The sequence below is a fragment of the Microbulbifer agarilyticus genome, assembly GCF_001999945.1.
GTDB classification, from domain to species: domain Bacteria; phylum Pseudomonadota; class Gammaproteobacteria; order Pseudomonadales; family Cellvibrionaceae; genus Microbulbifer; species Microbulbifer agarilyticus_A.
In genome coordinates this window covers 2,852,170-2,865,110 of record NZ_CP019650.1, presented here as the reverse complement: position 1 = coordinate 2,865,110, position 12,941 = coordinate 2,852,170, and the positions used below count along the sequence as shown (strand labels likewise).

At 52.8% G+C, this 12,941-nt stretch carries 14 protein-coding genes; 12 read left to right on the top strand and 2 right to left on the bottom strand.

The window, feature by feature from the left end; translation table 11 throughout:
• Positions 1-25: 25 nt before the first annotated feature.
• From ampE to Mag101_RS11910, 4 genes are all read left to right on the top strand, one after another.
• Positions 26-982 carry a regulatory signaling modulator protein AmpE gene (gene ampE / locus Mag101_RS11925; protein WP_077405249.1) on the top strand — a complete coding sequence of 319 codons (957 nt, stop codon included), beginning with the start codon at positions 26-28 and terminating at the stop codon, positions 980-982.
• A gap of 97 nt (positions 983-1,079) precedes the next feature.
• A complete protein-coding gene (locus tag Mag101_RS11920) occupies positions 1,080-2,072 on the top strand; it encodes a threonine ammonia-lyase (RefSeq protein WP_232325003.1) in 993 nt (330 codons plus the stop codon).
• 121 nt (positions 2,073-2,193) lie between these two features.
• On the top strand, positions 2,194-2,757 hold the full coding sequence (locus tag Mag101_RS11915) for a YbhB/YbcL family Raf kinase inhibitor-like protein (protein ID WP_232325002.1): 564 nt from the start codon (positions 2,194-2,196) through the stop codon (positions 2,755-2,757).
• A gap of 70 nt (positions 2,758-2,827) precedes the next feature.
• Positions 2,828-4,183 carry an AmpG family muropeptide MFS transporter gene (locus Mag101_RS11910; RefSeq protein WP_077405243.1) on the top strand — a complete coding sequence of 452 codons (1,356 nt, stop codon included), beginning with the start codon at positions 2,828-2,830 and terminating at the stop codon, positions 4,181-4,183.
• 10 nt (positions 4,184-4,193) lie between these two features.
• On the opposite strand, the gene Mag101_RS11905 is transcribed toward Mag101_RS11910, so the two are convergent.
• Positions 4,194-4,502, bottom strand: coding sequence for an MGMT family protein (locus Mag101_RS11905; protein ID WP_077408269.1), 309 nt, complete (start codon positions 4,500-4,502; stop codon positions 4,194-4,196).
• 214 nt (positions 4,503-4,716) lie between these two features.
• Here Mag101_RS11905 and Mag101_RS11900 point away from each other — a divergent pair, with 214 nt between their 5' ends.
• The 5 genes from Mag101_RS11900 (at position 4,717) to groL (ending at position 9,328) form a co-directional block, all read left to right on the top strand.
• Entirely contained in the window at positions 4,717-5,700 is a 984-nt protein-coding gene (locus Mag101_RS11900) for a DUF481 domain-containing protein (protein WP_232325001.1), read from the top strand.
• 63 nt (positions 5,701-5,763) lie between these two features.
• Positions 5,764-6,525 carry an SDR family oxidoreductase gene (locus Mag101_RS11895; RefSeq protein WP_077405237.1) on the top strand — a complete coding sequence of 254 codons (762 nt, stop codon included), beginning with the start codon at positions 5,764-5,766 and terminating at the stop codon, positions 6,523-6,525.
• A 69-nt stretch (positions 6,526-6,594) separates the two neighbouring features.
• Positions 6,595-7,077, top strand: a complete 483-nt coding sequence (locus Mag101_RS11890) for an FxsA family protein (protein ID WP_077405234.1) — start codon at positions 6,595-6,597, stop codon at positions 7,075-7,077.
• A gap of 233 nt (positions 7,078-7,310) precedes the next feature.
• Entirely contained in the window at positions 7,311-7,604 is a 294-nt protein-coding gene (locus Mag101_RS11885) for a co-chaperone GroES (RefSeq protein ID WP_010133468.1), read from the top strand.
• 77 nt (positions 7,605-7,681) lie between these two features.
• Positions 7,682-9,328 (top strand): chaperonin GroEL, encoded by a 1,647-nt coding sequence (gene groL / locus Mag101_RS11880; protein WP_077405231.1) that lies wholly within the window; start codon positions 7,682-7,684, stop codon positions 9,326-9,328.
• Between the two features lie 80 nt (positions 9,329-9,408).
• On the opposite strand, the gene Mag101_RS11875 is transcribed toward groL, so the two are convergent.
• A complete protein-coding gene (locus Mag101_RS11875) occupies positions 9,409-10,446 on the bottom strand; it encodes an integron integrase (protein ID WP_077405229.1) in 1,038 nt (345 codons plus the stop codon).
• A 297-nt stretch (positions 10,447-10,743) separates the two neighbouring features.
• Here Mag101_RS11875 and Mag101_RS11870 point away from each other — a divergent pair, with 297 nt between their 5' ends.
• From Mag101_RS11870 to Mag101_RS17865, 3 genes are all read left to right on the top strand, one after another.
• Positions 10,744-11,493 (top strand): hypothetical protein, encoded by a 750-nt coding sequence (locus Mag101_RS11870; protein WP_077405226.1) that lies wholly within the window; start codon positions 10,744-10,746, stop codon positions 11,491-11,493.
• A gap of 77 nt (positions 11,494-11,570) precedes the next feature.
• Positions 11,571-11,939 carry a hypothetical protein gene (locus Mag101_RS17870; RefSeq protein ID WP_157520345.1) on the top strand — a complete coding sequence of 123 codons (369 nt, stop codon included), beginning with the start codon at positions 11,571-11,573 and terminating at the stop codon, positions 11,937-11,939.
• Positions 11,940-12,478: 539 nt separating this feature from the next.
• Complete coding sequence (locus tag Mag101_RS17865) at positions 12,479-12,886, top strand: hypothetical protein (RefSeq protein WP_157520342.1); 408 nt, start codon at positions 12,479-12,481, stop codon at positions 12,884-12,886.
• Positions 12,887-12,941 lie beyond the last annotated feature (55 nt).

The window sequence follows — 12,941 nt, the reverse complement described above, 5'->3', positions numbered from 1 at the left end:
AGCCACAGATGATAATGGGGGAATTATGGCACTTTTGATTGTGCTGCTGGCGTTGGCATTGGTACAGATTTGGGGCTCAGGTGGCCCGCTACACCGGGATGCCTGGTTTGGCCGCTGGAAGGATTTTGTGTTGAATTGGCCGGCTCTCAAGCAGCGTTACAGCCTTGGGTTCGGCATTCTGGTGTTGGCACCGGTGATGGCAGTGGCACTGTTATTGGCACTGGCCGAGTCCATGCTGGGTTGGCTGGGCGTAATAGTGGTAAGCGTGCCCGCACTGCTGTATTGCTTTGGGCGGGGCAACTTTAACGATGCGGTCGCCAGTTACCTGCGCGCCTGGTATCAGGGCGACCTGGATGCGGCCAAAGCCGCAGCGGCCCCACTGCTGGGCCCGGATGCCGAGCGAGAAGTTGCGCAGGCCTCCGACGCGCAGTCTCTGCATCGGCTGGTTTTCCACTCTGCGGTCTACCGCGCGTTCGAGCGGCTGTTCGCGGTGCTCTTCTGGTTTTTGTTACTCGGTGTACCCGGTGCATTGCTGTACCGTATGAGCCAGATGGCCCTGTCCGCATTTGCCCGCGAAGAGACAGAAACCGATGCTGTTGCGGGCGACGATGCTGACGCTGAAGGTGATGCGGAAAATTCACAGACGGAAGAGGCTGCGCTGGCAGCGCGCTGGTTGTGGCTTATCGAATGGCTACCGGTACGCGCTTTGGGCTTCTCGCTGGCGATTGTGGGTAACTTTGCCGGTTGCTATCGTGCCTGGCGTGAACGCCTGACCTGTAAGGAAACCACGACGGCAGACGTACTCGAGCGCTATATGGAAGGTGCCCTTGGCGGCATCGACAGCAGCGAGTGCAGTGCTGGTGTTGCGGTGAATGAAGGTCAGCGGTTGTGCGGCGCCGAAGTCGAGGCAATGCAGAGTTTGTTGTCCCGCGCGCTACTGATGTGGATAACGCTGATGGCATTGTATGTGCTTTGGGGCTAACGGGTTCGTTTGCTGCCCAGAACTGTGTTTTATTTGGTATTTTTTTCCGAGCTCTCCGTACCGCCCTCATTAGGGCGGTTTTTTGATGGGTAACTTTGTGTCTGATTCTCCTGTCGAATCCATTGATTTGCCGTTGGCCGCGGATATCTTTACCGCCGCCGAGCGGCTCTGCGGTCTCGTGCACCGAACACCGTTGATCACATCCTCTGCGCTGAACGACATACTGGGCGCTGAGGTGTACTTCAAGTGCGAACATTTGCAAAAGGTGGGTGCCTTCAAGGCCCGTGGTGCAGCGAATGCCCTGTTCCAATTACCGGCGGGCACTTCCATGGTGGCAACGCACTCCTCCGGCAACCATGGCGCGGCGCTTGCCTGGGCGGCGTCGCAGCGGGGAATCCAGTGCACCGTGGTAATGCCGGAAAACGCACCCGCGGCAAAAAGAACCGCGGTTGCGGGCTATGGTGCAAAAATTGTGCTGTGCGCTCCGACCCTTGCCGCGCGGGAATCCACTCTGGCGCAGGTGGTCGCGGAGACTGGCGCGCACGTCGTGCCGCCATTTGATGATGCGCGGATTATTGCCGGCCAGGGGACGGTTGCGCAGGAAGTTATTGGGCAATGCCGTGAACTGGGGTTTGAGCCCGATTTACTTGTGGCTCCCGTTGGTGGTGGAGGCCTGCTGGCTGGTGTTGGATTGGCGGTCTCGGCGTTAGCCCCACAAATTAAGGTGCTTGGTGCAGAGCCTCAGGGGGCGGATGATGCTCAGCGCTCGTTGCGCGGTGGTGTGCGTATTACCGAGCAGACTGCCGACACCATTGCTGACGGGCTGCGCACAACGCTTGGGTTGCGTAACTTTAGTGTAATTCGGGAAACCGTTAACGACATCGTGACTGTTTCCGAGGTGGGTATTCGGCAGGCACTGGAATTGTTGTGGACCCGTACCAAACAGCTGGTGGAGCCCTCCGCTGCAACAGGGGTGGCGGCGCTGCTGGAGCACCGCGCTCGCTTCCGTGGCAAGAAGGTCGCTGTGGTACTTACCGGGGGTAATATGGACCTGGCAGCTATCTCTACGTTGTTAACGGAAGCGCCGTGAATTCTTTGCATCAGCAATTACTGGGCGTTTTTATGCGTACGACGAATAGTTGCAATGGCACTGGGTTCACGGGCAAGCTGATTAGCAACCGTGGGCTGCTACACTGGGAGGGCGATACTGCATGGCGCCTGTAATAATTTTTTTGCGCGCAATGATCGGGCTTTTCGGTGTGGCTTTGTCCTTAGCGGTACGGGCAGAAACCTTTGTGCTGACGTCTACTGATTACGCTGAAGGTGATACCTTGCGCGAATCGCAGCTCTACTATGGGTTGGGTTGTAACGGTGAGAATCTTTCGCCCCAGTTGGTCTGGTCTGGTGCGCCGGCGGGGACACGTAGTTTTGCCGTGGTGATGGAGGATGTCGATGCGCCTGCGGCGATTGATGCCTGGCACTGGGTCGTGTTCAACATTCCCGCAGAGGTTACCGAGTTGCCGGCAGGCAGTGGTGATCCTAAAGCCGGACTGGTACCTGAGGCGATACAAAGCCGCTCCAGCTTGGGTGATCCCGGTTATGCTGGAGCCTGCCCGCCAAAAGGCCAGGGTGCGCATCGCTATCAAATTCGTGTTTATGCACTTAAGGTAGAGCAGTTGGCACTGGATGATGAAATTCCCGCCGCCGCAGTGGCTGCCGAGATTGAGGTCAACAAGTTGGCTGAAGCACAATTAGAAGTAAAATTTGGACGCTAGGCGTTTAGTGCTGTTACGGACCTAGTGCAGAAACTTCAGGCAAGCCGATAAAAGGAAGAAGAGCCTGCCCATGCAAGAATCAAAAATGACCTGGGGACAGGCACTGCGGGTTTACCTGAAACCCAAAGTGCTGGCGATGTTTTTTCTCGGCTTTTCTGCCGGACTACCGTTCCTGTTGGTGTTTTCAACACTGGCGGCGTGGCTCACGGATTATGGAGTGAGCCGAACCACGATTGGTTTCTTTGGTTTGGTTGGCCTTACTTATTCCATCAAATTTGCCTGGGCGCCGGTGATCGATCATCTGCGCATTCCTTTCTTTAATGGTTTGTTGGGAAAACGCCGCAGCTGGTTGCTTCTATCGCAACTGGGCATTGCCCTTTGTCTGTTTTTTCTCGCCAATCTCAATCCACAGCTGGCCCTGACGAAAATTGCACTGATCGCCGTGGCTGTTGCATTTTGTGCAGCGTCTCAGGATGTCGTAATTGACGCTTTTCGTATCGAATCCGCCAGTGAAGAACTTCAAGGCGCCATGGCTGCCAATTATGTATTTGGCTATCGAGTGGCGTTATTGGTAGCCGGTGGTGGTGCATTGTACATTGCCGACATTGCGGACTGGTCGACTTCCTATCTGAGTATGGCGGGACTGATGGGTGTGGGTATTATTACCACCCTAATAGTTGCCGAGCCCGATCATACCAAGGCGGCGGAATTGGCCAAACCGTTTGAGCGTGCTTGGATAGAGCGAATCTGGGGTTCCGGGGAGCACAGCGGATTAAAAGAATGGTTTGTAAAAGCGGTTATCTGCCCAGTAATTGATTTCTTCAAGCGCAACGGGCGCTTTGCATTGATTCTTTTGCTGCTAATCGGTATTTATCGTATCAGTGACCTTGCCATGGGTGTTATGGCTAACCCGTTTTATTTGGATCTGGGGTTTTCGAAAACAGATATTTTCCAGATCGTGAAAGTCTTTGGTTTCTTCTTTTCAATTCTCGGGGCGTACCTCGGTGGGTTGCTTGTTGTGCACTACGGTATTATGCGCCCGCTGATTCTGGGTGCAGTGATGGTTGCCGCGACCAACCTTCTATTTGCGCACATGGCACAGATCGGGCCAGATAAGAACTGGCTGGCGATCCTGATTAGCGCTGACAATGTCAGTGCGGGTATCTCCAATACGGTGTTCATCGCCTACCTGTCGAGCCTGGTCAACCAGGAGTACACAGCGACTCAATACGCCCTGTTCAGCTCGTTGATGACTTTACCGGGCAAATTTATCAGCGGTTTTTCCGGGATCGTGGTGGACTCTATGGGGTACTCCGTGTTTTTCACTTATGCCGCGATCCTCGGGATACCTGCGGTCCTATTGGCGGTTTACGTCTGGTGGCGAGACAATCGCAAGGCTGAAGTGGATACACCGACGACCAGTTAGTAGTACCGCGTTACGGCTGCCAGAGGAATCGTTCAAGATCGACTTTCCCGTGTATCAGGACTATGCCCTCGGCCTCTAATCTGCTTTTCTGCCTCTGATACCCTGGTTCTGGAATTGAAATGCGACCCTGGGCGTTGAGCACCCGGTGCCACGGCAGAGTAGTATCCCGCGGTAACTTTCGCAGGGTTTGCCCCACCAGTCTCGCTGCTCTGGGCAGCCCAGCCATCTCGGCTAATCCTCCATAGGTCACCACTCGTCCCGTCGGCACCTGCGCAAGTGCAAGGCAGATGCGACTTGTGGCATCATTGTTTGCTGACATTGGTTTCTGCACCATGTGTTATCTGGATGTTTGGAAGTTTTTTCTTGTTGCCGAACTCCTGAATTATTAGTTTCTCGCAATTAATAATGTCAAGCTATCGGAAGGTTGTTTCGTGCTGTCTGTTGTACCTCGTTTTCCCGCATTTACCGCGAAATTTTTCTCCTCTTTTTCAAAAAATTGGCTGAAAGTTGCGCCAGTCTCTCTTGCTGTATTTGTGCTTGCCACCTCCGGTGCGCACGCTGGTGTGCTGAGCCTGACTAATGGCGATCGTATCTATGGCGATCTGGTATTGGTCGAGAAGGAGCAAGTGATCTGGCGATCAGAAAACTTCGGCGATATCACGGTGGAGAAAGCCAAGATTCTGTCGCTGGAAACCGATAAAGACCTGAAAATTGCGGGGCGAGATGAACCATGTGCACTCGCTGGTCACCGCCGTCAGCAGTGGGAGCTCTACTGTGACGAAGGCGCGGGCTGGGTGATGGATTTTCCCGCCATCGACCGCGCGGAACCCTATGTAAATTTTGTCGGTAATCCCATCGTGTTGCACGGCAACGTGTCTGCCGCAGGGGTGTTCGAAGATGGTAACCGTGAGAGGCAAGATTGGGACGTCAATGTGAATTTTGACGTACGCCACGGTGACTTCCACCACATTATTGGCACCCAATATCAGAATCAGAACAACCCAGAAATTGATGACCTCGAAAAGTATCGTCTGAGTTATGACTTGCGCTGGATCTTCGCCGAGAAATGGTTTGCCGCTGGCAACAGCGCGTTATTGCATGAAGAAGCACGTAATCTCGACCTCAGTACCACGCTGGGTCTCGGTTTGGGTTACCTGTTTTTCGATACGGATAAAGCAGCACTCTCTATCCAGGGTGGTGTGAGTAGCCTGCAGGATGAGTACATTGACCCGAGCCTCAATGAGAACTCTGGCAAGCGCTATGCTGCGGGCCGGTCGGCCTGGGATTTTCGCTACAAGTTCGACTTGGGGCCTGAGGTTTATTACAACCAGGAAGTTCTCCAGTCCTTCGAGGGCAGTGAGGACTACCAGAGCAATGCGGAAATTGGTGTGCGGACGCCACTGGTTAAGGGCATTCTGATGGAAGTGAAATATGCGTGGCAGTATGACAACACTCCCTCCATCGACAGTGAAAAGCAGGACACAAAAGTGACGGTCGGTGTGGGCTATTCCTGGTAAAACCGATCGCAAAAACATAACAAGCTCGACATACCGGGCAATCGACGAGAGTGCTGAGAGTTTATGAAGATTGAAAATAGCGTTGTGGTGATCACCGGTGGTGGTCAGGGACTGGGCCGCGCCATGGCCGAACATCTGGCAAAGCAAGGCGCGCGCCTTGCCCTGTTGGATGTGAATCAGGAGGCGCTAGACCAGAGTGTTGCCGTTTGTGAGGCCCTGGGCGCTGAGGCCCGCAGCTACAAGGTGGATGTCACCAGTGAGGAGGCGGTTGACCAGTGCTTCGCCGCGATCACCGCAGACTTTGGCGCGTTGGATGTTCTGGTGAACAACGCCGGGATCATGCGCGACGGTATGTTGCTGAAGGTGAAGGATGGCAAGGTGACCGATCGTATGTCGCTATCCCAGTGGCAATCGGTAATCGACGTCAACCTGACCGGTGTCTTCCTGTGCGGCCGTGCCGCAGCCGGGATTATGGCTGAGCGAGGCAATGGCGGCGTTATCATCAATATTTCCAGTGTCTCCCGCGCCGGAAACATGGGGCAGACCAACTACTCCGCCTCCAAAGCGGGTGTTGCGACCATGAGCGTGAGTTGGGCCCGGGAACTGGGACGCTACGGGGTGCGTGTTGCGGCCATTGCCCCTGGGTTTATCGGTACCGAGATGGTTGCACAGATGCGCCCGGAAATCCTCGAGGGACTGATCAAGCAGGTTCCTCTGCGCCGCATCGGCGAGCCGGACGAAGTGGCCAGCACCGTGGCATTTATCATTGAGAATGACTATCTCTCTGGTCGAGTCATTGAAATTGATGGCGGCGCCCGCATCTAATTCCCTCCTGTAACAATTTCGCAGCGCTTGCCAGTGTGACTTGCAAGCGCTTCTTCAGAGACTCAAGCCATGCGCCCATTCCTACTGCTGTTTATCATCATGCCCATCTTGGAGATGTGGGTACTGATCCGCGTGGGCGAGGAAATCGGGGCGCTTCCGACCATTGGGCTGGTGCTGCTGACCGCCGTGGTGGGGCTGGCGTTGCTGAAGCGGCAGGGGCTTTCCACCATTATGCGTGCCCAGCAGAAAATGGCGGTGGGCGAGTTGCCTGCACAGGAAATGGCTGAGGGTATATTCCTGGCGGTCGGTGGCGCCTTGCTGCTTACTCCCGGCTTTATTACCGATGCCATTGGTTTTGCCTGTCTTATCCCGGGTATTCGGCACCTGTTCCTGGGCAAATTATTGAGTCACGTGGTGGTAGTACGTGGCCCCGGTTACCCACCGGGAGGCGATCACGCGCACGGCCCCCAATCCCAGTCCGGGGAAAAGCGTCCCCACGATGTTATCGAGGGTGATTTCAAACGCGAAGACGACGACAAAAACCAGCGCTAATGCTGGTTTTTTGAACGATTCTCTCTCAGCCAGACCCGTATGGCCGCTATCCTGAAAATTTCTCCGGGTTTTTTTCTCCGCCGCCGTTGAAATCCCACTTTCCCTCCCGCATATAGCTTCCACCTAGATTTTCCCTGCGCCCGAAGCTCGCGCGCAGGAATGGAGCCCGCCTCGCCAATGGGGCTGGCCCGCAAGTAAATGCAACCCTAAAACGACTCATTGGAGAGCAATCCATGAAAATTCGTCCTTTACACGACCGTGTAGTCGTACGCCGTAAGGAAGAAGAACAGAAAACTGCCGGTGGCATCGTTCTGCCTGGCGCAGCGAAAGAAAAACCAAACCAGGGCGAAGTGGTTGCCGTGGGCGAAGGTAAGCAGCTGGACAATGGCGACGTTCGTGCACTGTCCGTAAAAGTGGGTGACACCGTTGTATTCGGTCGCTACGCCGACAGCAACACCCTCAAGGTGGACGGCGAAGAGCTGATCATCATGAGCGAAGGCGACATCTACGGCGTACTGGAAGGCTAAGGCCCGAGTCTAGCTTCAGCTAGCTCCAACTATTTCCAGTAATAGGCAACCACGAACAGAATTGAGGAATAAAGATCATGGCAGCAAAAGACGTAAAATTTGGTGACGACGCTCGCCAGAAAATGCTGAGCGGTGTAAACATCCTGGCCGACGCAGTAAAAACCACCCTGGGCCCGAAAGGCCGTAACGTGGTTCTGGACAAAGCCTTCGGCGCGCCGACCGTAACCAAAGACGGTGTATCTGTAGCCAAAGAGATCGAACTGAAAGACAAGTTCGAGAACATGGGTGCGCAGATGGTGAAAGAAGTTGCTTCTAAAGCCAATGACGCTGCCGGTGACGGCACCACCACCGCGACTGTACTGGCGCAGGCAATCGTAGTTGAAGGCCTGAAGTCCGTAGCAGCCGGTTTCAACCCGATGGACCTGAAGCGCGGTATCGACAAAGCTGTTGCTGCAGCCGTTGACCACCTCGCTGGCCTGTCCACCCCTTGTGAAGACAGCAAGTCCATTGCCCAGGTTGGTACCATCTCCGCGAACAGCGACGAGAGCGTTGGCACCATCATCGCTGAAGCGATGGAAAAGGTTGGCAAAGAAGGTGTTATCACTGTTGAAGAAGGTTCCGGTCTCGAGAACGAGCTGGACGTGGTTGAAGGTATGCAGTTCGACCGCGGCTACCTGTCTCCATACTTCATCACCAACCAGGAAAACATGACCGCTGAGCTGGAAAGCCCGTTCATCCTGCTGGTCGACAAGAAAATCTCCAACATCCGTGACCTGCTGCCGCTGCTGGAGCAAGTAGCCAAGGCCTCCAAGCCGCTGCTGATCATCGCTGAAGACGTAGAAGGCGAAGCGCTGGCCACTCTGGTTGTTAACAGCATGCGCGGTATCGTGAAGGTTGCTGCGGTTAAAGCACCTGGCTTCGGCGACCGTCGTAAAGCCATGCTGCAGGACATCGCCATCCTGACCGGTGGTACCGTAATCTCTGAAGAAGTTGGCCTGGAGCTGGAAGCTACCACTCTGGAACACCTGGGTACCGCCAAGCGCGTAACCCTGTCCAAAGAAAACACCGTAATTGTTGACGGTGCTGGCGACGTAGCTGACATCGAAGCGCGCGTTAAGCAGATCCGTGCCCAGATCGAAGAATCTTCTTCCGACTACGACAAAGAGAAGCTGCAAGAGCGCGTAGCCAAGCTGGCTGGCGGTGTTGCCGTGATCAAGGTTGGCGCAGCCACCGAAGTTGAAATGAAAGAGAAGAAAGCCCGCGTTGAAGACGCACTGCACGCTACCCGCGCTGCGGTAGAAGAGGGCGTTGTACCTGGCGGTGGTACCGCACTGGTTCGCGCAACTCAGGCGATCTCTGTAACTGGTGACAACGAAGACCAGAACCACGGTATCGCAGCAGCCCTGCGCGCTATGGAAATGCCTCTGCGTCAGATCGTTAGCAACGCTGGTGACGAAGCCTCCGTGGTTGTGGACAAGGTTAAGCAAGGCGAAGGCAACTTCGGCTATAACGCTGGTACCGGCGAGTACGGCGACATGCTGGGCATGGGTATCCTGGACCCGGCCAAGGTAACCCGCTCTGCACTGCAGGCGGCAGCCTCTATCGCTGGCCTGATGATCACCACCGAAGCCATGGTTGCTGAATTGCCGGAAGACAAGCCGGCTGCCGCAGCACCTGACATGGGTGGCATGGGCGGTATGGGTGGTATGGGCGGCATGATGTAAGTCAGCCTTACCGACCTATCCAAAAAAGCCCCGCAATTGCGGGGCTTTTTTTATGCCTGGAGAATCTTTGTGGAATCTCATTAAACCGCAATTGCATACAGCGCAGGCTCTTCCTGAATTTCGCCGTTGTTCGAAAGGCAGTCCATCGGGCTGAGTACGCCCTTACTGCCACGATTTACCACATGGGTATAGATTTCCGTAATGCTGATGTCAGAATGCCCGAGAAGCTCCTGAATCGTACGCAAGTCATACCCGGACTCGAGCAGATGCGTCGCAAAGCTGTGACGAAATGCATGTGCTCGAGCCGGCTTGTGAATCCCGGCCGCGACGACAGCACGGCGAATCTGCTTTGCAAGGGCTGACGGGTGTAAATGGTGCCGTCTGACTTCGCCTGTTCGAGGACATGGGCCGACACGAGAGGAGGGGAATAGAAACTGCCAGGCCGTTTCACGGGCCGCTTTTGGGTATTTACGCGCGAGCGCGTCCGGCAAATAAACATCGCCGTATCCATCGGCAATATCCTGTGCATGCAAAATTCGCACGCGTTCGATCTGTCGTTTCAATTCTGGAACCAGCGCGCTAGGCAAGATCGTTGTACGATCTTTATTACCCTTTCCACTGCGCACATAAATATTACTGCTACCGAAATCGATATCTTTAATACGTAGTGACAGCAACTCCGCGGAACGCAGCCCCGCACCGTAGAGTAGTTCTATCCGCAGCCGCCCGGCTCCTTTAAGATGAGAAAGTATCGCCGCGATCTCTTTGCGGCTATACACAACGGGTAGCCGACGTGGTCGTTTCGCATGGGTAAAGGAGAGGCCATCGAGCGGTACGTCCAGGAACCGCCGGTAGAGATAAACCAGTGCATTCAGAGCAATTCGTTGTGTTCCAGCCGAGCAATCCCGTTGTTCAGACAGATGATTTAAAAAATGCTCAACGTCTACCGCCCCCATTTCGGACGGGTGTCGCTTGCGGTGAAAGAGAATAAAGCGGCGAATCCAATGTAAATAAGTCCGCTCCGTCGTATACGCCAAGCCGGCATCTCGCATATGCAGACGCAACTTGTCGAAAAAGCGAACAGGCCTAGCGGGCACCCTTGGCCGAATGTCATCCATAACAAACTCCCAGCTGTTTATACATACAGTATTCTAGGGTTTCGGTCCTGTCAATTCCGGGAACAGCAGCCTATGGCGTGTGTTCCCGGATTGCAGTAGGCTAAGTGCTTGATTGATAAGGCCTTGGATAACAAGCAAAGAGCCATATTAAAATCAGGAACAATAGACTCGGTCTTCTTTTGGTATTTTTGTTCAATGTAGTTAGTTTGCTAACTATTTGATATTAAAGAATTTAATTCTTCTGACATCCAAAGCATCCCAGGAACAAAAGTCAATTACAACAAAAGACCAGGGCCAATGAATAAAACTGTTAAACCCGGTAATAATCCGACTCATAGGTTTCCCGTGAACAAAATTGAAAAAGAAGAGTTTGATCCAGTGGTGGAGCCCACAACTGATAAAGTACATCGAATAGCAAGAAGTATTTTATCAGCTGTACCCGCAGTGGGGGGCGCGCTTACAGAATCCTTGAATACGATTATTGCCCCTCCCTATGAAACGAGAGTAAATAATTGGTTGTATAACCTAAGTGATACGATCAATGACTTGATTGACAATCATTCGAAGACTGAAAGTGAGCTTAGAGAAAATAAAGCACTTTTATCAGCCATTCTAAGATCAAGCGATATTGCTGTTAGAACCTCAAGTGAAGATGTAATTAACGCCTTATCCAATGGCCTTATTTCAGTTGCATTAGATCAAACCCTCGAAGAATCACTGGTTTGTATTTATCTCAACTCCATTGCTAGGCTGACCTCGCTGCACCTAAAGCTTCTTGAATATTTGGCATCTCTGTCTGAGGTAGACAAAAGTATTCAACTAACCCAGGAAAGACAGTTAGAATTCTTTAAGAATTTGGCAGGCTATGATAATGACTTAAAATCAAGAGAGCTTGTTTATCGTCTCATGAATGATCTTATGAACGAAAGAGTAGTGGCCTTACCAGAAGGTGCCAGCGCTAGTTCTGGTGGACCAAACTTTATTAACATGAGGCTTACAATGTTTGGGGAGGAGCTTATCCGATACATCAGTGGAAGAAAGGTTTAACAAACTAATGAACTTCGCGCGCACGTTGCGCGCCGGACAGCCTACGCTGCGCTTCGGCTGCCGGTTATTAGGGCGTTATGCAACTATTAATAAAAAATTTAGGAATGATGGAAGAGGGTAGCTCAGTGTCAGTTGTTTTTGTTATATCAGTGATAGTTGGATTGGTGTGTACCGCAGCCTATCTATATTGTTTTCTATCACTAAAGAAATCGAAAGAGTCATCTGGACTCAAACATTTGGCATATTTTTCCGGAGCATTCTTAGTGTATTTTTTGACAAACTTGTTCAACTATACAATCGGCCCGGTGGCTCATCTTGTGGGTGCGAGTGTAGGTGTAGAGTGGGTCGGTGAAGCTGAAGACCTAGTTTACTCAATAACGAGTATTGTCGCCGTAACGCTATTTATTCTCGGGGTACGCGCAGCAGCAGAGCAAGCTCGTGCATAACAAGGCCGGGCAATTTGCTCCGGGCCTGCGGCCCTCCGCGGGACAGCTTACCTTGTGCACCTTTTGCGCAGGTCGCTGTGCTCCCATTCTCGCGCATAATGCGCACAAGGTAAGCTGCCCCTGCCGGCGGCGTTATGAATCGTAAGGGATTTTTCGTCTGAGAAGGTTATATCATGGAAGAAATGCTTCGTTTTTTTGCGGTAACATTTTTTCTCGTTGTGTTGATAACTATCCCATTTGGGGTGATTAAGGGTGTCTACGATTTTTGCAACTGGAAAAATTTTACTAAAAAGGGATACAGAGCCTCAGCTTACATATTCTTACTAATTGCCATTTTTTTACTTCTCTCGTTCTACTATTGGATGACACAGCAGGGAGGGGGTGAAGTGAGTGGAATAATGTTATTCGTCTTTGCGCCAGCCCCGGGAGTATTCTGTATCTTATACTGGACGTTTTTAGGGTTGGGAGTAGATCGTAATTCATAACAAGGCCGGGCAATTTGCTACGGGCCTAGGGCCCTCCGCGGGACAGCTCACCTTGTGCACCTTTTGCGCGGGTCGCTGCGCTCCCATTTTCGCGCAAAACGCGCACAAGGTAAGCTGCCCCTGCCGGCGGCGTTATGTACTGAAATGAAATTTTTGGCACTTTCTCTAGTTCTAGTATTTTCAGCAACAGCTCATGCTCAAGCAATGCGTCAATATATGCCGCTGGTATACGAGCCAAATGTTGGAATCAAACCTGCCCCGGAGTTGCTAGATAAAGGGCACCTGGACAATGTAGTTCATGTGCTCAGCGTCTATCGAATAAAATGTAAAAGAGAATCGGCACTTAATTTACTCGTGGACAGTAGTGTTACTCTTGAAACGCAGTGGAACTACACAACTAAAGCAAATGATAAGCAGTGGTTAAAGGAGCATCCGCCCGAGCCTGGTGCCAAGTGTACATAACAAGGCCGGGCAATTTGCTCTGGGCCTACGGCCCTCCGCGGGACAGCTTACCTTG